Source organism: Ferruginibacter sp. (genome assembly GCF_028288465.1).
Taxonomy (GTDB): Bacteria; Bacteroidota; Bacteroidia; order Chitinophagales; family Chitinophagaceae; genus Ferruginibacter.
The window spans coordinates 177,520-197,978 of record NZ_JAQBNR010000001.1; the positions used below are offsets into that span (position 1 = coordinate 177,520).

General features: G+C 40.3%; 17 protein-coding genes. 7 read left to right on the forward strand and 10 right to left on the reverse strand.

Annotation, left to right across the window (positions count from 1 at the left end; genetic code table 11):
- Positions 1 to 57: 57 nt before the first annotated feature.
- The 4 genes from rny to pheT form a co-directional block, all read right to left on the reverse strand.
- On the reverse strand, positions 58 to 1,623 hold the full coding sequence (gene rny / locus JWR61_RS00780; RefSeq protein WP_301925975.1) for a ribonuclease Y: 1,566 nt from the start codon (positions 1,621 to 1,623) through the stop codon (positions 58 to 60).
- 138 nt (positions 1,624 to 1,761) lie between these two features.
- Complete coding sequence (locus tag JWR61_RS00785) at positions 1,762 to 2,043, reverse strand: cell division protein ZapA (protein ID WP_290339042.1); 282 nt, start codon at positions 2,041 to 2,043, stop codon at positions 1,762 to 1,764.
- A gap of 3 nt (positions 2,044 to 2,046) precedes the next feature.
- On the reverse strand, positions 2,047 to 2,334 hold the full coding sequence (locus tag JWR61_RS00790; protein ID WP_301925976.1) for a hypothetical protein: 288 nt from the start codon (positions 2,332 to 2,334) through the stop codon (positions 2,047 to 2,049).
- A gap of 52 nt (positions 2,335 to 2,386) precedes the next feature.
- Positions 2,387 to 4,813: a phenylalanine--tRNA ligase subunit beta gene (gene pheT, locus JWR61_RS00795; protein WP_301925977.1), complete on the reverse strand. Its 2,427-nt coding sequence runs from the start codon at positions 4,811 to 4,813 to the stop codon at positions 2,387 to 2,389.
- A 492-nt stretch (positions 4,814 to 5,305) separates the two neighbouring features.
- On the opposite strand from pheT, the gene dnaB reads away from it, so the two are divergent.
- Complete coding sequence (gene dnaB, locus JWR61_RS00800) at positions 5,306 to 6,868, forward strand: replicative DNA helicase (protein WP_290339045.1); 1,563 nt, start codon at positions 5,306 to 5,308, stop codon at positions 6,866 to 6,868.
- A 73-nt stretch (positions 6,869 to 6,941) separates the two neighbouring features.
- Positions 6,942 to 7,649 (forward strand): 16S rRNA (uracil(1498)-N(3))-methyltransferase, encoded by a 708-nt coding sequence (locus tag JWR61_RS00805; protein WP_301925978.1) that lies wholly within the window; start codon positions 6,942 to 6,944, stop codon positions 7,647 to 7,649.
- Positions 7,650 to 7,652: 3 nt separating this feature from the next.
- Here JWR61_RS00805 and JWR61_RS00810 read toward each other — a convergent pair whose 3' ends face one another.
- On the reverse strand, positions 7,653 to 8,450 hold the full coding sequence (locus JWR61_RS00810; protein WP_301925979.1) for a TerC family protein: 798 nt from the start codon (positions 8,448 to 8,450) through the stop codon (positions 7,653 to 7,655).
- 16 nt (positions 8,451 to 8,466) lie between these two features.
- Positions 8,467 to 9,513 (reverse strand): quinone-dependent dihydroorotate dehydrogenase, encoded by a 1,047-nt coding sequence (locus JWR61_RS00815; RefSeq protein WP_301925980.1) that lies wholly within the window; start codon positions 9,511 to 9,513, stop codon positions 8,467 to 8,469.
- 162 nt (positions 9,514 to 9,675) lie between these two features.
- On the opposite strand from JWR61_RS00815, the gene JWR61_RS00820 reads away from it, so the two are divergent.
- The 4 genes from JWR61_RS00820 to JWR61_RS00835 all read left to right on the forward strand — a co-directional run bounded on the left by JWR61_RS00820 (position 9,676) and on the right by JWR61_RS00835 (position 15,166).
- Complete coding sequence (locus JWR61_RS00820) at positions 9,676 to 10,854, forward strand: acetyl-CoA C-acyltransferase (RefSeq protein WP_301925981.1); 1,179 nt, start codon at positions 9,676 to 9,678, stop codon at positions 10,852 to 10,854.
- A 131-nt stretch (positions 10,855 to 10,985) separates the two neighbouring features.
- Positions 10,986 to 13,400: a TonB-dependent receptor gene (locus tag JWR61_RS00825; protein ID WP_301925982.1), complete on the forward strand. Its 2,415-nt coding sequence runs from the start codon at positions 10,986 to 10,988 to the stop codon at positions 13,398 to 13,400.
- Positions 13,401 to 13,610: 210 nt separating this feature from the next.
- Complete coding sequence (locus tag JWR61_RS00830) at positions 13,611 to 14,240, forward strand: phosphatase PAP2 family protein (RefSeq protein ID WP_301925983.1); 630 nt, start codon at positions 13,611 to 13,613, stop codon at positions 14,238 to 14,240.
- On the forward strand, positions 14,237 to 15,166 hold the full coding sequence (locus JWR61_RS00835) for a phosphatase PAP2 family protein (RefSeq protein ID WP_301925984.1): 930 nt from the start codon (positions 14,237 to 14,239) through the stop codon (positions 15,164 to 15,166). Before JWR61_RS00830 ends, JWR61_RS00835 begins: the two co-directional genes overlap by 4 nt.
- Before the next feature lie 11 nt (positions 15,167 to 15,177).
- Here JWR61_RS00835 and JWR61_RS00840 read toward each other — a convergent pair whose 3' ends face one another.
- The 3 genes from JWR61_RS00840 to JWR61_RS00850 form a co-directional block, all read right to left on the reverse strand.
- Positions 15,178 to 16,044, reverse strand: a complete 867-nt coding sequence (locus tag JWR61_RS00840) for a UbiA family prenyltransferase (protein WP_301925985.1) — start codon at positions 16,042 to 16,044, stop codon at positions 15,178 to 15,180.
- An 82-nt stretch (positions 16,045 to 16,126) separates the two neighbouring features.
- Entirely contained in the window at positions 16,127 to 16,570 is a 444-nt protein-coding gene (locus tag JWR61_RS00845; protein WP_301925986.1) for a DUF983 domain-containing protein, read from the reverse strand.
- A gap of 92 nt (positions 16,571 to 16,662) precedes the next feature.
- Positions 16,663 to 18,465, reverse strand: coding sequence for an ABC transporter ATP-binding protein (locus JWR61_RS00850; protein WP_301925987.1), 1,803 nt, complete (start codon positions 18,463 to 18,465; stop codon positions 16,663 to 16,665).
- A gap of 195 nt (positions 18,466 to 18,660) precedes the next feature.
- On the opposite strand from JWR61_RS00850, the gene JWR61_RS00855 reads away from it, so the two are divergent.
- A complete protein-coding gene (locus tag JWR61_RS00855; protein WP_301925988.1) occupies positions 18,661 to 19,542 on the forward strand; it encodes a glycosyltransferase family 2 protein in 882 nt (293 codons plus the stop codon).
- Positions 19,543 to 19,550: 8 nt separating this feature from the next.
- Here the strand turns inward: JWR61_RS00855 and JWR61_RS00860 are convergent, their stop codons facing one another.
- Positions 19,551 to 20,435, reverse strand: a complete 885-nt coding sequence (locus JWR61_RS00860) for a hypothetical protein (protein WP_301925989.1) — start codon at positions 20,433 to 20,435, stop codon at positions 19,551 to 19,553.
- Positions 20,436 to 20,459 lie beyond the last annotated feature (24 nt).

Consider the following 20,459-nt stretch of genomic DNA (forward strand, 5'->3'; position numbering starts at 1 on the left):
AAAATTGGCCTGGCAATAAAAAGCCGCAGCTTTCGGACTGCGGCTTTTTTACAATATTTACCTGGCAATATTTACTGCTCGTTTTTCCCTTATCACGGTTACTTTAATTTGCCCCGGAAATGTCATCTCTGTCTGAATCTTCTGCGCAATTTCAAAGCTTAATTTATCACTATCGCCATCACTTACTTTGTCCGCTTCTACAATTACCCTTAATTCTCTGCCGGCCTGAATTGCGTATGCTTTTTCAACGCCCTGGTAAGCCTGCGCCAAATTTTCAAGGTCTTTAATACGCTGAATGTATTGTTGCATGATTTCCCTTCTTGCACCGGGACGGGCGCCACTGATGGCATCGCAAGCCTGTACAATAGGAGAAATTACATATTGCATTTCCATTTCATCATGGTGAGCGCCGATTGCATTTACCACGGCTGGATTTTCGCCATATTTTTCAGCAAGTTTTGCACCCAATAATGCATGGCTTAATTCTGTTTCTTCATCTGGTACCTTACCAATATCATGTAACAATCCGGCACGTTTTGCCAATTTTGGATTCATACCTAACTCAGCGGCCATGATAGAGCATAAGTTAGCCGTTTCGCGACTGTGCATCAGCAAGTTTTGTCCGTAGGAAGAGCGGAAGCGCATGCGGCCCACCATCCTCACCAACTCCTTGTGAAGACCGTGAACACCGAGCTCCATAGCAGTGCGTTCCCCTATTTCCATTACCTGGTCATCCAGTTGTTTTTTAGTTTTTTCTACCACTTCCTCAATACGGGCAGGGTGAATACGGCCATCAGCTACCAGGCGCTGTAACGACAAACGGGCAATTTCCCTTCTCAATGGGTCAAAGGAAGACAATACAATAGCCTCGGGCGTGTCATCTACAATGAGATCGACACCAGTCGCTGCTTCAATCGCCCTGATGTTACGTCCCTCACGGCCAATGATAGAACCTTTTATCTCGTCACTTTCCAGGTTAAATACAGTGATGGAGTTTTCAATTGCCTGTTCTGCAGCCGTACGCTGAATGGTTTGAATTACAATTTTGCGTGCTTCTTTATTGGCTTTTAACTTAGCTTCTTCAATTATTTCCTGCTGAATTACCAGTGCTTTGGTTTGTGCTTCCTGTCTCAGACTATCAATTAACTGTGCTTTTGCATCTTCTGCAGATAGTCCTGCTACTTTTTCAAGGCGGCGAATATGTTCTTCCTGGTGTTTTTCAAGTTCACTTCTTTTTGTATTAACTACTTCAATCTGCCGGTTAAGGGTTTCTTTAATGGCTTCGTTTTCTTTTACCTGTTTATCCAGGCTGGCTTCTTTCTGATTAATACCTTGCTCTTTCTGTTTGATTCGATTTTCTGAATCCAGAATTTTTTGGTTGCGCTGCATCACGTCCTTGTCATGTGCAGCCTTCATTTGCACAAATTTTTCTTTGGCGTCCAGCTCTTTTTCTTTTTTTAAATTCTCGGCCCTTAATTCAGCTTCTTTTAAAATAAGTTTTGCCTGCTGCTCAGCTTCTTCTACTTGTTTTTTTGTGTTTTTGGCAAATACAATTTTGCCCAGTACAACGCCTATAACAAGGGCTGCTGCACCAATGATGATGGAAAGTATGTTTGATTCCATTGATAATTTTTTGTTTTTAAACGGTTCACAATCTTGTATACACTTCTAACCCCATAAGTACAGGGTACGCAGATAGTTGGCGAAGATAATGATTTTTTGCAGAGTTGGGAGCGGCTAATAAGTGTTTATTAAAGTAATTTACAATGCTTTATCAATGGCTAATTCCATTTTTTGTAAAGCTTCACTCACTTCTTTTTCCAGCACCGGATTGGCATCGGCATTTGCGAGGGTGGCGTACCAGATCATTACCATAGCAATGTAATCCTGCATGTCTTTTCCGCCAAACTGGGTTTTAAACTCAACTATTTTATCGTTGACGGTTTTTAATGTGCGCCGGATTACCTCCTCATCTTTGGGAAGGGTTTTAATGCGATAGGTTCTGTCACCTATGACTATATTAATCGGGATTAGTTCTGACATATGCTATTCGCTTAACAGTCCAATACATTTATCAATTTCTTTTATGTATTGGTTGATTTGTTTTTCAAAAACCTTTTTATCCGGCTCTTCCATTTGTCCTGCAGCCGATTTTAAAATACTGACCTGCTGCGTTAACTGGTGTATTTTTTCAGTATCCTGCTGGTGTGTTGCTTGCAGCGTCCCCACGGATAATCTTAATTTTTCATTTTCTTTTTGCAACACATAATACTGTTTCAGCAGTTGCTGAATTTTATTATATACGCGGTTAATATGTTCTTCTACTGCTGCCATAGAGGATGCTAAAATTGTAACATTTTCATGCCAGTTTATTTAAAAGATAGCATTATTTCCTAATCTCTGCCTGCAAATCCTTTTGGTAACAGGCAATGATTCTTCCCATCATGCCATCAATATCCTTATCTGTCATGGTTTTTTCTTCATCAGAAAAAGTGAAGCTGATGGCCATGGATTTTTTGTTCTGCCCTAATTTTTCACTTTCAAATACATCGAATAAGTTAACGGATGTTAATTTACTCAGCTTAGCGGCTATGGTGGCTTTTTCTACCTGCTCATATTTAAGCGCTTTATCCACTACAATTGAAAGGTCTCTTTGTACCGACGGAAATTTTGGAATATCCGCAAAAGCTATTTTTAGGTTTTTGTTTAGTGAGATTACTTTATCCCAATCAATATCTGCGTACAAAACAGGCTGCTTGATATCAAAACGTTCCAGCACTTTTTTATTAACTGACCCGATAGTTGCTACCACCTCATTTTTGATAAGAGCATTTGCATAGCTATCCAGTTTGTCATCGGCTTCGGTTTTGTAAGAAGTTATGGATAAACCAAGCAGTAGCATAATTTTTTCACAGATTCCTTTTGCAAAATAGAAATCAGCCTTGTCGCCTTTTGCTTTCCAGCTGTCTTCGTTTCTTTTACCTGTGATATAAATACTGATGTGTTGCTGTTCTGTGTATTTCCCGATACCATCCGTACCATAGGTTTTACCAAATTCAAAAAACTGCAGGTTGCTGTTGCGGCGGTTTAAATTATAGGCAACGCTTTCCAGGCCCGTTTCCATCATCTGCGGCCGCATAACATTTAAGTCCGCACTCAGGCTGTTGATCATTTTTACAGTTGATTCCAGCACTGCTTCGCTGTAGTATGCCGCATTGGTTATACTGTTGGTAAAAATTTCATTGAAGCCGGCCCCTGTAAGCCAGGCGGCGGCTTTTTCTTTATAAGCTGCTTCCTGTGCCAGGGTTTCAACTGCAGGCGACATGCTGATAACGGCAGGTATCTCCACATTATCGAGCCCGTCTATCCGCATAATTTCCTCCACAATATCCGCCGGAATATGAATATCCGGTTTACTAAATGGAACAGCCACCCTGATATCATCCAACCCTTCTTTTATGATTTCAAACCCAAGGCCGGTTAAAATATTTTTGATGGTATCACCATGATAATTTTTACCACTTAATTTTTTTAAGTAGTGATATTTGATGGCAACTTCTGTTTTGTTCTTTGGATCCGGGTATACATCAATTATATCAGATGCTATCTCGCCCCCGGCAATTTCCTTTATCAATAAAGCCGCTCTTTTCAATACATTAACCGTGTTGCTTATGTCCACTCCTTTTTCAAAACGGGTAGCCGCATCGGTACGCAAACCATGCCTCAAAGAAGTCTTGCGAATACTAATGGGGTTAAACCAGGCACTTTCCAAAAATATATTTTTTGTATTGGCACTAACCCCGCTATGTGCGCCGCCATATACGCCTGCTATACACATGGCTTCTGACTCATTGCAGATCATTAAATCTTCCGCCGATAATTTTCTTTCTTTATCATCCAGCGTTATAAACAAACTGCCTTCGGGTAAATTTTTTACGATTATTTTATTGCCTTTAATCATGTCGGCATCAAAAGCATGCAACGGCTGGCCTGTTTCGTGCAAAATAAAATTAGTGAGGTCCACTATATTATTAATGGGCCTCAAACCGATGCTTTTTAATTTTTGCTGCAACCATTTTGGACTTTCTGCAATGGTAACTCCCTGCAGACAAACCCCGGTATAGCGTTCACACGCAGTTTTGTTTTCAATACTTACTTCAATTGAAGCTCCCTGGTGGTCTGGTTTAAAATAGGTTTTAAAGGGCGATTTTACATGCGTATCTTTTTTATTATGGTGCAGCAACCAGGCGCAGACATCCCTCGCTACGCCCAGGTGACTCATGGCATCCATTCGGTTTGGCGTAAGGCCTATTTCAAAGATAATATCGTTATAGGTACCAAAATAAGCAGCTGCCGGAATACCGGTTTTGGTGGCGGGCGGCAAAATCAAAATACCTGCGTGATTATCGCTTAATCCGATTTCATCTTCTGCACAAATCATCCCGAAGCTTTCTATGCCGCGGATCTTTGCTTTTTTCATAGTCATAGGCTCACCTGTAAACGGATAAATAGTTGCTCCAACCGTAGCTACTATTACTTTTTGCCCTGCTGCTACATTGGGTGCTCCGCATACAATCTGCAATGGCTCGCCTGTTCCTATGTCAACTTTGGTAAGACTTAATTTATCCGCATCCGGGTGTTTTACGCATTCCAGTACCTCGCCAGTTACCAAACCTTCCAGGCCGCCTTTCAACTCTTCGTATTTTTCCAGGCTCTCTACTTCCAACCCAATAGAAGTAAGAATTTTACTTAATTTTTCCGCTTCTATTTTTTCCGGAAGATATTCGCTCAGCCAATTGTAACTTATGGTCATCGATAAATGATTGTTTTATTTGAGACCGCAAAGATAGCCATTGACGGTTAAGGACAAAAACAAGGAGCAAATAGCTTCGAATGCTTTGTAGTAAAAAAACTACTGATTCGGGTTCAATAAAACAAGTGAAAAAAAAATGCCTGCCGGTGAAGAAAAATAAAAGGGCTGTCTCCGGCGTGTTAATAAATTGTTACGCATTGCGGCTGTGTTTGATTTTACCCTGTTAATAAACCTGTGCATAAGCCGTGAATAAGCTATTTTTGCCTGTGGATTTGTGGTGGAAAATCAATATAAAAAGTTGATGACATCATAATGTGGATAACGGTAAGAAATTTGACTTTACCTTAGCCGCCCTGCAATAATTTTCTGGGATCAGAACAGAAAATTAGGAAAGGGAAATAATACTTGCAGCGGACCTAACATTCCTGCGACAAGAGTTAGTTCAGCAAGCCTGATGATGAATTTTTAATCTTACCAACCAACAAAAAATAAATGGAATTTACTAACCTTAATAAAGATAGAAAGACAAGAAGGAAGCCTTCGCTCGACCTTGGCAATATGGTTTTTGGAAAAGTACCACCCCAGTCGAAAGACCTGGAGGAAGCAGTTTTGGGAGCCATCATGCTGGAGAAAAGCGCATTTGATACGGTGATTGAAATATTGAAAGCTGAGTGTTTCTATGTAGAAGCCAATCAGCGGATTTTTAAATCGATGATCTCCCTGGCACAAAAAAGTATGCCCATTGATTTGCTGACTGTGGTAGAAGAATTGAAATTTAAAGAAGAACTTGACCTGGTGGGCGGACCTTACTATGTATCTAAATTAACCAACTCGGTAGTTTCTTCTGCCAATATTGAGGCGCACTCCAGGATAATTTTGCAGAAATTTATTCAAAGGGAACTGATCCGCATCAGCGGGGAAATAATCGGCGATGCATATGAAGACAGTACGGATGTTTTTGATTTACTGGATGATGCCGAAAGCAAATTGTTCGAAATAACCAACAGCCATTTGCGCAAAAATTTTGATGATATTAATACCGTTTTGGTAAAAACCATCCAGCGCATTGAAGATATGCGTAACAGGGATGAAGATCTTACCGGCGTGCCAAGCGGCTTCCCTTCGCTGGATAAATTAACCTACGGCTGGCAGCCAACCGACCTGATTGTACTTGCGGCAAGGCCATCAGTTGGTAAGACTGCTTTTGCCCTTAACCTTTGCCGGACTGCGGCATTGCATCCTACCAAACCAACTACCGTTGCCTTTTTTAGTTTGGAAATGAGTGCGGGCCAGCTGGTACAACGTATTTTAAGTGCTGAAAGTGAAATATGGCTGGAAAAAATTAACAGGGGTAAACTGGAAGAGCATGAAATGAAGCAGTTGTATAAAAAAGGGATTGAAAGATTAAGTAATGCGCCGATTTTTATAGACGATACTGCGGCACTGAATATTTTTGAATTGAGAGCCAAATGCAGACGACTTAAAAATAAAAATAACCTCGGCCTGATCATTATAGATTACCTGCAGCTGATGAGCGGTGGTGGCAGTAATAAAAATGGCAACCGTGAGCAGGAAATCAGCAGCATTTCAAGGGATTTAAAAGGTTTGGCAAAAGAATTACAGGTACCGATTATTGCACTGAGCCAGTTAAGCCGTGAAGTGGAAAAAAGAAAAGAGGGTGCGAAAATTCCGCAGTTAAGTGATTTGCGTGAATCGGGTGCTATTGAGCAGGATGCGGACATGGTAATGTTTTTATACCGCCCGGAATACTATGATATAACTGCCAATGAACATGGTGAAAGTAACAAAGGCGAAACCTATGTAAAGATCGCCAAACACAGAAATGGTAGCCTCGACACAGTTAAATTACGGGCCTTGCTGCACATACAAAAGTTTGTGGAAGACACAGATGGCGGAGATGATTTTGGTGGTGGAATACCCGGCGGCAATTTCAGACCGGTAAAAACAGATGATGATGGCGGCGGTGCAAAATTATATATACAGAAAGGCAGCAAAATGAACGATGGCGCATTTGATGACGAAGCTCCTTTTTAATGTAGGTTTTTTAAATGATAACAGACAAAAACATAAGTCAGTAGAATAAAATATAGTAACCCCGTCTTTGAAAATGGCACTTCCTTTTTTTTATACCGATGCAATTAAAACTGGTGCAGCGCAGTTTGTTTTAGGCGAAGAAACATCCAAACATGCGATACAGGTTTTGCGGATGCAAACAGGAGAACAGTTACTGTTGACAGATGGTAAAGGACATTTATTTACAACGGAGATAATTGACGATAACAGGAAGAAATGTATCGTAAATGTGCTGTCTGAATCTGTGCAGACTGAACCCGTAAAAAAAATCACTATTGCTATTTCACTTGTAAAAAACAGTACACGGTTTGAATGGTTTTTGGAGAAAGCAACAGAAATTGGCGTAGCAGAAATTGTTCCTTTAATCTGCAGCCGCACAGAAAAGCAACACTTCAGGCACGACCGGATGAAGAATATCCTGATCAGTGCTATGCTGCAATCGCAGCAAGCCTGGTTGCCGAAACTGAATGAGCCCACTTCCTTTGCAGAAGCAATTAATCATCCGGTACAACAGAAATTTATAGCCCATTGTGAAGAGGAAATGTTGAAACAACAACTTGTTCAAACTTTGTCAGCACATGTAACTGAAACTATTATTTTTATTGGCCCTGAAGGAGATTTTACAAAGGATGAAATCACCGCTGCATTAGAGCATCGCTTTGTGCCAGTGGCGTTAGGCAACACGAGGCTGAGAACAGAAACCGCCGGTGTTGTAGCCGCCACCATACTTTGTAATTGTTAATTATCAGCTTGCCTGGTCAGATTCATTGCGTTCTGTTAATATAGGTTCATTCAATTCCACAACCCGTCTTTTCTTCTGTCTTTTAACCATAGAAATGTTTAGTATCTCCACTAAAAAGGAAAAGGCCATTCCAAAATAAATATAATTTTTTAAATGCAGTTCTTCTGATTTAGCCGCATCCCAGCCTTCGATTACCAGCGATAATCCAATCATCACCAAAAAAGAGAGGGCAAGCATTTTAATGGAAGGATGTTTATGAATAAAAGCAGAAATTTTTGGGCTGAATAAAAACATAACAAACATGGCAATCACCACCGCAGCGATCATTATTTCAACATGGTCAGCCGTACCTCCTGCGGTAATGATACTGTCAAATGAAAACACCATATCAATCAACATGATTTGTGCTACCGCTTTGCCAAGGGTGAGCGGGGGTTTATTTTGTGCTTCATAACTGTCATCTTCGCCTTCCAGTTTATGGTGAATTTCCATTACCGTTTTGTAGATTAAGAAGATACCACCAGCAAGCATTACAAGGCTTGCCAGATCAAATCCTTTATTGAAAACAGTAAATACAGGTTTACCTTTTTGTGTCAGCAACCAGCCTAGCGCCATCAATAATAAACTGCGTGTAATGATGCCCGTTATCATCCAAAAACGCCGGGCAGTTTTTTCTTTTTCCTGCGGCAAACGGTTAATGATAATGCTTACGAAGATTACATTATCTATTCCCAGCACGATTTCTAAAATAACAAGAACGAAAAAGCTGATAATACTTTCCGATGTAAATAAATAGTCCATAATTGAATTTAATGCCTTACCTCAAAGTTTTACAAATATTGCTTACAATTTTCGGTCCTTCATAAATGAAACCAGTCCAGATCTGCACCAATACAGCGCCTGCAGCCAGTTTTTCTTTTGCATCGGCGCCGGTGAAAATCCCACCACTTGCAATGATCGGTATTTGCCCGTTTGTTTTTTGATGAAGATAAGTAACCATCTGCGTACTGCGGCGTTTTAATGGCAGTCCACTTAAACCACCTGCACCAATCGTATCTAAAACGTCTTTTGATGTAACCAGATCTGAGCGATCAATGGTAGTATTAGCTGCGACCAAACCATCCAGCTTTATTTCCATCGCCAACGCAATTACATCATCCACCTGGTTGGAATTTAAATCAGGTGCTATTTTTAACAGAATAGGTTTCGGGTTTTTTGTCAGGGCATTCAACCGCTGCAGGTTTTGCAAAATTTTTGCGAGTGCATCCTTTTCCTGTAATTCCCGCAGGCCGGGCGTATTAGGGCTGCTTACATTCACCACAAAATAGTCAACATGCTCATGCAAGGCAGTAAAGCAAATTTCATAATCTTTCCAGGCATCTTCATTTGGCGTTATTTTATTTTTTCCAATGTTACCGCCAACGATCAACCTTGTGGAAGCGTTTTTTTGTCTTTTCGACCACTCCTGCAACCTTTCAGCTATTACTTTTACTCCATCATTGTTAAAACCCATCCGGTTGATCAAAGCTTTGTCTTTTGGCAAACGGAACAATCTTGGTTTATCATTGCCGGCCTGGGGCAGTGGCGTTACTGTGCCTATTTCAACGAAGCCAAAACCCAATGCTTCCAGTTCCGCGAGGTACAATGCATTTTTGTCGAAGCCGGCACCCAGGCCAACAGGGTTTTTAAAAGAAAGTTTTCCAAGCTGAAACTGTTGGTCTGCGAATGGCGGTGGGGTAAAAGTTTTGGCAATGATCTTATTTATAAACCCAATTTTGCAAAGCGATTTAAAAACATGCATCGCGAAATAATGCACCTTTTCAGCATCAAATAGAAATAAAAAAGAGCGCAGTAATTTGTACATATTGCGCAAAAGTAGGGCAGCGTTTTCAATTTTTCGTTTTCGTATAGAAATTATAACTTTGGTATATAAAGTTGCATAAACAACTATTTTCCTTCTTACCTGAAGGAGTTAAAGAATGCAGCCATATTGAACCATCTTTTAAAGCAGGACAAAATCCACATCATGCAGGAAGCGTATATAATAGCAGGTTACAGAACAGCCATAACAAAAAGCAAAAAAGGCGGGTTTCGGTTTACACGGCCGGATGATCTGGCCATTGACGTTATAAAAGGATTGCTGGCAAGTGTGCCGCAACTGGATGTTAAAAGGGTAGACGATGTAATTGTGGGTAATGCGGTACCGGAGGCGGAGCAAGGCTTACAGGTTGGCAGAATGATTTCTGCAAAAGCGGTAGGCATTCATGCGCCTGGTATAACCATTAACCGCTATTGCGCAAGTGGACTTGAAAGTATTGCGATGGCAACTGCGAAGATACGAACAGGCATGGCGGAATGTATCATCGCTGGCGGTGTTGAAAGTATGAGTATGGTGCCCACGGCAGGCTGGAAAACTTCACCTTCTTTTACCATTGCATCGGAGGAACCTGATTATTATTTAAGCATGGGTTTAACAGCAGAGGCCGTGGCTAAGGAATACAATGTTAGTCGCGAAGATCAGGATATGTTCAGTTACAACAGCCATTTAAAAGCAGGGAATGCTATAAAAAATGGTTTCTTTAAATCGGGTATTCTGCCGGTTAATGTGCCTGAAATTTACCTGGATGCAAAAGGAAAAAGGCAACAGAGAAATTTTACGGTGGATACGGATGAAGGCGTACGTGCAGATACTACGCCCGAAGGACTGGCAAAATTAAAACCTGCCTTTGCTGCAGGTGGTTGTGTTACTGCGGGCAATTCTTCCCAAACCAGCGACGGTGCTGCATTTGTTATTGTAATGAGTGAAAGAATGATCAATGAACTGGGATTAAAGCCAATTGCCCGTTTGGTGAATTGTGCCAGTGCCGGCGTACATCCACGCATAATGGGTATTGGTCCTGTTGAAGCCATCCCGAAAGTATTACGGCAGGCTGGTATGAGCTTAAACGATATTGATTTAATTGAATTGAATGAAGCATTCGCCTCACAATCGCTTGCTGTAATTCGTCAGCTGGAACTGGAACCGGAAAAAGTGAATATCAATGGCGGAGCAATCGCATTGGGACATCCGCTGGGATGTACAGGTTGTAAATTGACCATTCAATTGTTTAACGATATGAAACGCCTGAATAAAAAATATGGCATTGTATCTGCCTGTGTTGGCGGAGGTCAGGGCATTGCAGGTATTATAGAAAATATTGAGTAGATGTTTTTATAATGTTATTCACTGACGAAAGTTCCGGCCTTAGGCTGGAACTTTTTAAATTGTGGGAGAATGATGTAAAACTGTTGCTCAGAAATGCCTTATATTTGCAACGTTGTTACAATAAATACAGTATGAAGTTATTTTCCCCCGTTTTAATAGTGGCTTTTTTGTTTTGTTTTGTTACTTTATATGCAGGCGCCGGTAAAACTGCATTTGATCTGAAAGGAACATTTTATGGAAAAGTAACTGACGTCGTTACCAAAGCGCCCATCCGGGGCGCCTCTGTTTATTTTACAGATGTAAAAGTGGGTACTTCAACTGATGCCGCAGGAAATTTTGTGTTTAAAAATTTGCCTGAAGGAAGGCATTTAATCGAGGTGTCGCATGTGGGATATACCTCGGTGATAGAATATGTAGACATCTCTTCTGACACAAAAAAAGATTATGCGCTTAGCGAATCCATCGTAGAAAACAATGCGGTAATTGTAACAGGAGTGGGTACATCTACCCAGTCAAAAAAAACACCGTTCCAGGTATCCGTAATGCATAAAGAAGAGCTGGCTCAGAGTTCATCTACCAATATTATTGAAGCACTGGCTAAGAAGCCGGGCGTATCAACTTTGTCAACCGGTCCTTCGGTTTCAAAGCCTGTTATCCGTGGTGTAAGTTATAACCGTGTCCTGACTATTAACGATGGGGTACGACAGGAAGGGCAGCAATGGGGAGATGAACATGGAATTGAGATTGATGAAGCGAGTGTGAGCAGGGTGGAGATTTTGCGGGGTCCAGCCTCTTTAATTTATGGCAGCGATGCCACAGCAGGTGTAATCAACATCATCACCAATGTACCTGTTGAAAATAACAGTGTCAAGGCCAATCTTTTTTCCAATTATCAAACCAATAATAAATCACGCTCCTTCAATGGAAATATTGCGGGCAATATAAAAGGCATTAACTGGAATTTATATGGCTCAACGGTAACGGCTGCCGATTACCAGAATAAATATGATGGCCGGGTTTTCAATTCTAAATTTAACGAGAAAAATTTTGGAGGTTACGCAGGATACAACGGCGGATGGGGTTACAGCCATTTACTGTTTAGCAATTTTAATTTAAAAACAGGATTAGTAGAAGGAGAGCGGGACAGCGCAGGGTTTTTTGTTAAGCCAGTTGCCGGAGGTGGACAAGCAGTAGCGACAACAACAGACTTCAACAATACTTCGCCTGAAATTCCTTACCAGCACATCCGCCATTTTAAAATAGCAACCGATAATAATTTTAAACTGGGCAAAAATCGGCTGTTAATCAATGTTGGTTTTCAGCATAATCAGCGGGAAGAATTTGGCAATGTGGATGATCCTGCTGAGAAGGCTTTGTATTTTGATTTGAAAACAATTACCTACACGCTACGGTTGAACCTGGCTGATATGAATGGGTGGAAAACATCCTTCGGTATTAACGGAATGCGGCAGCAAAATACCAATAAAGGGCTGGAGCAACTGATACCTGATTATAATTTATTCGACATCGGCGGATATGTGTATACGCAAAAAACAATTAAAAAAGTTACGCTTAGTGGCGGTGTTCGATATGATACAAGGAACCTGGATGTGAAAGAATTAATGGATGGTAATATTGCGAAAGGAGCTGCCTTCAAAAAATCATTTGGTAATTACTCTGGTAGCATTGGTAGCGCTTTACAATTAACGGACCATCTGAACCTGAAATTCAACGCTGCAAGAGGTTTTAGGGCCCCAAGCATTCCCGAGCTTGCCAGCAATGGCTCTCACGAAGGCACTATAAGATACGAGTATGGCGATGTAAATTTGAAAAGTGAGATCAGTGCACAATTTGATGCCGGTCTGGAATTGAATACCAGGCATATTTCCTTCAGCCTGTCAGGCTTTTACAATAGTTTCAGCAATTTTATTTTATATAGAAAATTACAGGCTGCAGGTGGTGGCGACAGCACGTTGAACGTTGGCGGGGCTGATTTGACCGCTTTTAAATTCGATCAGCAAAAAGCAACGTTAAGTGGCCTGGAAGTTACAATGGATATTCATCCGCATCCGCTGGATTGGCTGCATATTGAAAACACTTTTTCGTATGTATCAGGCCGGTTGAAGGATCCCGTTGAAGGTGCCAAATATTTGCCCTTTATACCTGCTCCGAGGCTGATTACAGAAGTGAGAGGAAACTTTAAAAAAATAAGCAACACCGTGCATGATTTTTATGTAAAAATAGAAGCTGATAATACGTTTGCACAAAACAAAATCTTTTTTGCCTACAATACAGAAACTGCCACCCCGGGGTATACTATTTTAAATGCCGGCGTTGGCGCTGACTTTGTAAATAAAAACGGTACCGAACTTTTTAGTCTTAACATTAGCGGAAACAACCTGGGCGATGTTGCTTACCAAAATCATTTAAGCAGACTAAAATATGCGCCTGAAAACCTGGCTACCGGCAGAATTGGTGTGTTTAATATGGGCCGTAATTTCAGCGTTAAATTGAATATCCCATTCAGTTACAAAATTAGTCAGTAAGAACAGGCGTCATCTGGCTTCGCATCACGTATACCGGCAGGCAGTTTTTTTATCCATCCTTATAATAACTGAAGTTTGCAACCGATTTTTGTAAACAGCATTGCTGCTTTTATAATTGGAATAACCAGTCGATAACAATTGTAATTTCTTTTTTTTGCTGAAACCCAACCATAGCAGTTATCTTGCAATCCTCAATATCAAAAATATCCCATGGATTTAAACAAGAAAATTGCGCTTATTTTTATTAGCTGCTTCTTATCTGTTGCTGCTACTGCCCAAAATTTCGACATCAATCTGCTGAAAAAAATCAACCTTCATGAAAGTAGTTTTAAGAATAGTTATTTTAAAGCCACCGCACAAAGCGTAATTGTTTTTAACCTTGCCGCGCCTGCAGCTGTATTTGCTGCGGGGTTGGCCAATCATGATAAGAAAATGCAAAAGGATGCCGCTTATATGGCGGGAGGTTTTTTAGCATCTGCGATCATTACGCAGGGAATGAAAAGAATTATCCAGCGAGACCGGCCCTTTATTACTTACAACTACATTATAAAAAGAGACGCTGGCGGAGGTTATTCCATGCCATCGGGGCACACTACTGCCGCGTTTTGTACGGCAACTTCTTTAAGTTTGCTTTTTCCAAAATGGTACGTAATTGCGCCTTGTTATTTGTATGCCGCTTCAGTAGGTTATGCCAGGATGTACCAGGGTGTTCATTATCCAACGGATGTGCTGGTAGGCGCAGTAGTGGGCAGTGGCACTGCGTGGCTTGCCTGGAAAGCTGAAAAATGGATGACTAAAAAACATACTGATCACAAAACAGCCGCTACAGTTTCGTTATGATAAAAAAGTATATTATACTCCTGCTTGTTACAAGTCCGTTTACAACTTATGCTTTAAATACAACAGACAGTTTGCCTGCTGTAACTAGTATCACCCCATTGCCAAAGCAAAGGATTTATCTTGAAAAAAACGGCGATTCATTCATCTGCAACGAACCTAAAACATTTGATTTTTTAACCCATATTCCGGGTGACGCTGTCGGGTATGCAAAACACTCCTTTCAAAAGCAAAATTTATACAAAGTAGGAATTGTAGCTGCGTCTTCTGCACTGCTTATAATTTTTGATCAACAGCTCACCAATGAGGTGCAACGCTTTGCCAGTCGTAATGGCATCAGTGCCAGCGAAGATTTTGATCCTATTGTTCGTGTTAAAATATTCGGAAAAAATACCAACCTGGGTAAGATGCCAAGGAATGTAAATACTGCATTTTATAATCTGGGGCAGGGTTCATCCGTGGTGTTAATGGCTGCGGGATTTTTAGTGGCTGGTAAAATTAAAAATGATAACCGGGCATTGCAAACTGCCAGCCAGTTGGGCGAATCTTTTTTAGCGCTTGGAGCAGGTACTCAACTCATGAAGTATGCAACAGGACGGGAAAATCCTTCCGCAGCAAGTATACCGGGCGGCAGGTGGCGACCCTTTCCAAGACTGGGTGATTTTCAAAATGACAAAACAAAATTTGACGCGTTCCCTTCCGGGCACCTGGCCACTTTTGTAAGTGCAATTACTATTATTTCGGAAAATTATCCAAACGTAAAATGGATAAAACCTATTGGCTATACTATATCAGGATTATTAAGTTTTGCGATGATGAATAATGGTGTACACTGGGCCGGCGACTATCCGTTGGGATTTGCATTGGGTTATGGCTTCGGCAAATTCATTACCAAGAAAAATCACATCAAGGTTGTGGCTGCATTGTAAGTTGAACTATTTTAAAACATGCTTCGCAAATAAAACATCCCCAACACCAGCGCACCCTGAAGCAAAAGAGTGCCATCCAAAATGCCATAGTGATAAAAGAAATTAGATTGAATTTTCTTATTATTTAAAAACAAAAAAGTTGTAGCTGCAGAAAGGGAGAGAGGATATATAAGCCAGTTTGTGCCTGTAAATTTGTAATGCTGAACGATTACTACGAGGAACAAAAACAATATGACGTTGGCTAAGATTAACGCCGGGGTTTTACCGATTAATAGCGGAATGGTTTTTAAGCCCTGCCTGGCATCAGCCTTCATATCCCTTATATCAAAAGGGATTGTAATGGCAAATACAAAAAGAAATCGTTCCGCCATCATCAGTAAAACATGTTCTTTGGAATACATTGTGGCACCCCGCATTACCGGCAACAGAATGGTGGTTGCAGCCCAAACAAATGAAATCAAAAATATTTTTAAACAGGGAATTTCTCTTAGCCTGAAAAGACTTTTTTTGTTTTTATATATCGGCACAGAGTAAAAAAATGTTACCAGTGCGATTGGGGCAAGTGTGATCAGCACTTTTATATCCGCATAAAAAACAGCCCATAAAAAACCAATTACGGAAGAGGCTACGAGTATATAAAAAAGAACCAGATTTTTCCTCACCCAGCGGTGCTTTACAGAATTCAATGCTTCTTTGTTGGTAAGTACGGTAATGAGCCGGTGGAGATTATAATCAAAAAGTGTAGAAAAAAAAATCAATACTAAATAGGGGTGAAATTGAGGCCGCATTCCAAGCTGTACCTGTGTTTCAAGCGTAAGCACCACTGCGGCAAGCGCAATAAAAATATTGGTATTGATCAGGAAATAAAACAGCCTCAATGTGTATGATTGTTGAATTGCAAGTTACACTATTTGATAAACTACTTCTGCACCTTAACAATCAGATTGCGATAAAGATCGGTTACAATTTATGATCAAATTCAAATGGCTTTGATTGCTGGTAGTTTTCATCATAACTCACAAAAAAGTATAAATATATAACGCGGCTCAGGCGCATGAGCCAGGGCTGTATAACAACCAATAAAATTCCATTTAGGCCTAGCCAGTAAAAAATCCGGTTATCTTCTGTTGATACGCCTACCAGTACCAGCCAGGCTACGAAAGTAGTAACGGAAAGGGCTACTGCGAGGGCGTAGCTAACATAACCAGTACCAAACCAAAACCCCGGTTCCAGGTCAAATTTTTGTCCGCATTCGGGGCATGTCTCGGGCATATCCAGTATATAGTCGAGCTTTATTTTTTTAAAAGGATTTTTATGTGTAAACATTTCACCCCTGCGACACCTGGGGCAACGCATACCAAGAATACTCAAGAGATACCCGGGTTTCGGTCTTTTATTTTCCATGACTGCAAAGTTAATTAAAAACTGCCAAGCCGGTCTGTAAACAAAGCATTTACAATCAATAAGGATAGTCAGCACTTATTGATAAAGAAACTTTATTGCAATTGCATCTTTTTTCTTTCCCCTATTTGCTGACGCCACATGGCATAATACAACCCTTTTTCTGTAAGCAAATTTTCGTGCGTACCTGTTTCTACAACATCCCCTTTTTCCAGTACATAAATTCTGTCGGCGTGCATGATGGTACTTAAACGGTGGGCTATTAAGATTGAGATTTGTTCTTTGGCAGAAGAAATTTCTTTAATGGTATTGGTAATTTCTTCTTCGGTCAACGAGTCAAGCGCAGAAGTGGCTTCATCAAAAATCAGTAGGTGTGGTTTTCTTAACAATGCCCGCGCAATGGACAGACGTTGTTTTTCACCCCCTGATAATTTTAACCCGCCTTCACCAATCATGGTATCAAGGCCTTTTTCAGCCCGCATGATTAAATTGGTACAACTTGCTTTTTGTAACACATCATTCAAATCGTTGTCGGTAGCATTTGGATTTACAAACAACAGGTTTTCCTTAATGGTACCGCTGAAGAGGTTGGTATCCTGCGTTACAAAACCTATCTGTTTTCTCAGGTCATCAAAATTGATTTTGGTTTCATCCAATCCATTGTATTCAATCTTTCCTTCCTGCGGCCGGTACAAACCAACCAGCAATTTCATTAAGGTCGATTTACCACTGCCACTCGGTCCTACAAATGCAATCGTTTCGCCCACCTTCACATCGAAAGTAATTTTATCAATTGCTTTGTGACTGACAGTATTGTATTTAAAACTTACACCTTTAAAAGCCAGTTCATTGATTGTACCGAGTGGCTTGGGGTTAATTGCCGTGGGCTCCGGTGCCTTATTCATCAGCATATGAAAGTTATTTAAAGAGGCTTCAGCTTCCCGGTAGGAAAGAATGATAGTTCCAATTTCCTGCAGCGGACCGAATATAAAGAAGGAGTAAAAAGTAAGTGTTATCACTTCACCTGCTGTTAACTTATCCTGGAAAACCAGCCACAATAAAGTAAACATAATTAACTGGCGAAGAAAGTTTACAAACGTGCCCTGGATAAAACTGAGCGTGCGGATGCTTTTTACTTTACGCAGTTCGAGACCAAGTATTTTATACGTGTTTTTATTTAACCTGTCTATCTCCTGGTTGGTTAATCCGAGGCTTTTTACCAGTTCAATATTTCTTAACGATTCAGTGGTAGAGCCTGCCAATACGGTCGTTTCCTTTACAATGTTCTTTTGAATGATTTTTATTTTTTTACTCAGCAAACTGGTAAGCAATGCCAGCACGATCATTCCGCCAAGATAGATGGGCATAATAGACCAATGCAATCTTACTGCATACACAGATACGAATATGATACCCACCAGCATACCAAACAACACATTGATAAAGGAAATAATAAATTTCTCTGTATCCGACCTTACTTTTGAAAGGATAGACAACGTCTCGCCGCTCCGTTGTTCCTCAAATTCCTGGTAAGGCAGTTTCATGGAATGCTGCAATCCGTCAGTAAAAATTTTTGCGCCGAATTTTTGCACGATCACGTTGCCAAAATAATCCTGGAAAGCCTTGGCAATTCTGGATACCATGGCCACACTGATTAAGATACCAAGCATGCCCAGAACACCCCACACAAATTCTCCCTGGCTTCTGATTCCGCTTGAGTGAAACACTTTTTTTGCATCATAATTGCCAGTTTCTTTTGGATGTGCAGCATATTGATCGATCAGTTTCCCAAAAAAGAATGGATCAAGCATGGAGAAAACCTGGTTGATGGCTGCCAGTAAAAGCGCCAATGCAATCAGCCATTTATAAGGCTTTAAATAAGTAAGTAATATTTTCATGTATTGTATTGATGCGTAAAATTGTATCGAAAAGTTTCAATATGTCAAATATCGTACAAGTTCGGTAAAAATGACAAGATAACAGGCGGGCAAAATATAACAGCAACCATTTTTAATGTAAACCAATTTTTGTTTGGACGGTAATCATCTTCTGTCAGAATAATTTCGGTTCTTTGAATTTGATAACTCACAAACATGAAAATTACAGGCGTTACCATTATAAAAAATGCGGTGAAAAATGATTACCCGGTAGTGGAGGCCATTACTTCTATTCTACCCATGGTAGACGAAATGATTGTGAGCATTGATAAAGGCAACGATGGAACAGATGAGTTGATAAAAAGTATTGCTTCTGATAAAATAAGAATAGTTTACTCAACCTGGGATATGGCATTGAAGCAGGGCGGGCGTGTATATGCAATAGAAACGGATAAAGCTATCACCCATGTTTCGGCCGACACTGACTGGATATTCTATATACAGGCGGATGAAGTGATACATGAAAAATATCACCCGGTAATTACAGCTGCTGCAGAAAAATATGCAACCAATAAAAAAGTGCAGGGGTTACTGTTTAAATACCTTCATTTTTATGCCACCTACGATTACGTTGGCGACAGCAGAAAGTGGTATAATTATGAAATCAGGATGATTAAAAATGACCGGCGAATTACATCTTATAAAGATGCGCAGGGATTTAGAATGGGTGATAAAAAACTGGACGTGGTTTTAATTGATGCGGAAGTGTATCATTACGGTTGGGTAAAGGAACCACATAAGATGCTGCAAAAACAAAAAAATACTGACCAGTATTATCTTAAAAAAGCCGATGAAAACCATATGGCTATAAAAAGTTCTGAGGTATACGATTTTGAAAAAAATTATGATTCTCTGCGAAAGTTTACAGGTAGTCATCCTTCGGTAATGCTTCAGCGCATCAAAAGGAAAAACTGGCAGATAGAATTGGATATCAGCAAAAAGAAGTTTTCACTAAAACAAAAGTTATTGTTCTGGTTTGAGAAGAAGACAGGCAAGCGATTGTTTGATTTTAAAAATTACCGACGAGTAAAAGGATAAAATTTATTTTAACGACCCGGCCCGACATCCTGCATATCATCAATTTGCCCCATATTGTTTTGTTTATAGTCATTGTACCCCAGGCGAACATATTTCCAAATCTGCCAGATATTTCTGCTATAAAAAAAAGCTATTTTTAGCCGGGTATTCAGGTCAGCTCTGAGTTGCCCAACATGCGGTAAATTTTGGTTTTCAAATTTTTTAATCAGGTAAAAAGTATTTCTTACCATGTAATAATACCGTACAGGTGAATGTATTACCTTTTTCTTTTTTACAAGAAAAAGTGATTTGATTGAAGCATTGTATACGGTATTGCCCAGGTTGTGTAAAAGTAAAATATTGTTGTATTGGATCGTTTTATATCCCGCAGCTATTACCCTTATGCAATAATCGTGATCCACTAAATCAATAAACAGTGCTTCATCGAACGAACCAATTTTTTTAAAGGTTTGCAAGTTTAACAAGGAGCCGGAAGTGATCAGCCGGATATTTTCTTCATACCGGCAGGTTGGTGATGGGCCGGAATTGTCCCGTTCATATGCCAAACCAAACATCGCAACGGTATCCATTGCCGTACACTGGTTTGCACAACCCAGGTATTTTATAAAATAACCTTCAGAAAAACTTGAATCCTGGTCCATTGTCAGCAGCCAGTCAAAGCCATCCCTGATGGCCAGGCTACAGGCCTCATTCAACCTTTTGGAAAGGCCCATGTTTACTCCATCCTGGTAATATTCAATTTTGGTAAGACTTTGCAATTCATCTCTGAAGTTATTCCCGGTTTCGGTATTATCGAAAACATAGAGTTTTTGTACGTAATTGTAGTAGGTATTAATATTGGCTAAGCAAGACTTTTCAGGATGAAATAAAATAATAGCCGCAGCAATTTTCATGAACATAAATTTTTATCTGATATA

Bases quoted from the DNA above. Each gene is read 5' to 3' on its own strand.
- JWR61_RS00810 (WP_301925979.1), bottom strand. From the start codon at position 8,450: ATGGACTATTTATTTACATCGGAAAGTATTATCAGCTTTTTCGTTCTT.
- JWR61_RS00830 (WP_301925983.1), top strand. From the start codon at position 13,611: ATGGATTTAAACAAGAAAATTGCGCTTATTTTTATTAGCTGCTTCTTA.
- JWR61_RS00820 (WP_301925981.1), top strand. From the start codon at position 9,676: ATGCAGGAAGCGTATATAATAGCAGGTTACAGAACAGCCATAACAAAA.
- pheT (WP_301925977.1), bottom strand. From the start codon at position 4,813: ATGACCATAAGTTACAATTGGCTGAGCGAATATCTTCCGGAAAAAATA.
- JWR61_RS00860 (WP_301925989.1), bottom strand. From the start codon at position 20,435: ATGAAAATTGCTGCGGCTATTATTTTATTTCATCCTGAAAAGTCTTGC.
- dnaB (WP_290339045.1), top strand. From the start codon at position 5,306: ATGGAATTTACTAACCTTAATAAAGATAGAAAGACAAGAAGGAAGCCT.
- JWR61_RS00845 (WP_301925986.1), bottom strand. From the start codon at position 16,570: ATGGAAAATAAAAGACCGAAACCCGGGTATCTCTTGAGTATTCTTGGT.
- JWR61_RS00825 (WP_301925982.1), top strand. From the start codon at position 10,986: ATGAAGTTATTTTCCCCCGTTTTAATAGTGGCTTTTTTGTTTTGTTTT.
- JWR61_RS00805 (WP_301925978.1), top strand. From the start codon at position 6,942: ATGGCACTTCCTTTTTTTTATACCGATGCAATTAAAACTGGTGCAGCG.
- JWR61_RS00785 (WP_290339042.1), bottom strand. From the start codon at position 2,043: ATGTCAGAACTAATCCCGATTAATATAGTCATAGGTGACAGAACCTAT.
- JWR61_RS00850 (WP_301925987.1), bottom strand. From the start codon at position 18,465: ATGAAAATATTACTTACTTATTTAAAGCCTTATAAATGGCTGATTGCA.
- rny (WP_301925975.1), bottom strand. From the start codon at position 1,623: ATGGAATCAAACATACTTTCCATCATCATTGGTGCAGCAGCCCTTGTT.
- JWR61_RS00855 (WP_301925988.1), top strand. From the start codon at position 18,661: ATGAAAATTACAGGCGTTACCATTATAAAAAATGCGGTGAAAAATGAT.
- JWR61_RS00790 (WP_301925976.1), bottom strand. From the start codon at position 2,334: ATGGCAGCAGTAGAAGAACATATTAACCGCGTATATAATAAAATTCAG.
- JWR61_RS00815 (WP_301925980.1), bottom strand. From the start codon at position 9,513: ATGTACAAATTACTGCGCTCTTTTTTATTTCTATTTGATGCTGAAAAG.
- JWR61_RS00835 (WP_301925984.1), top strand. From the start codon at position 14,237: ATGATAAAAAAGTATATTATACTCCTGCTTGTTACAAGTCCGTTTACA.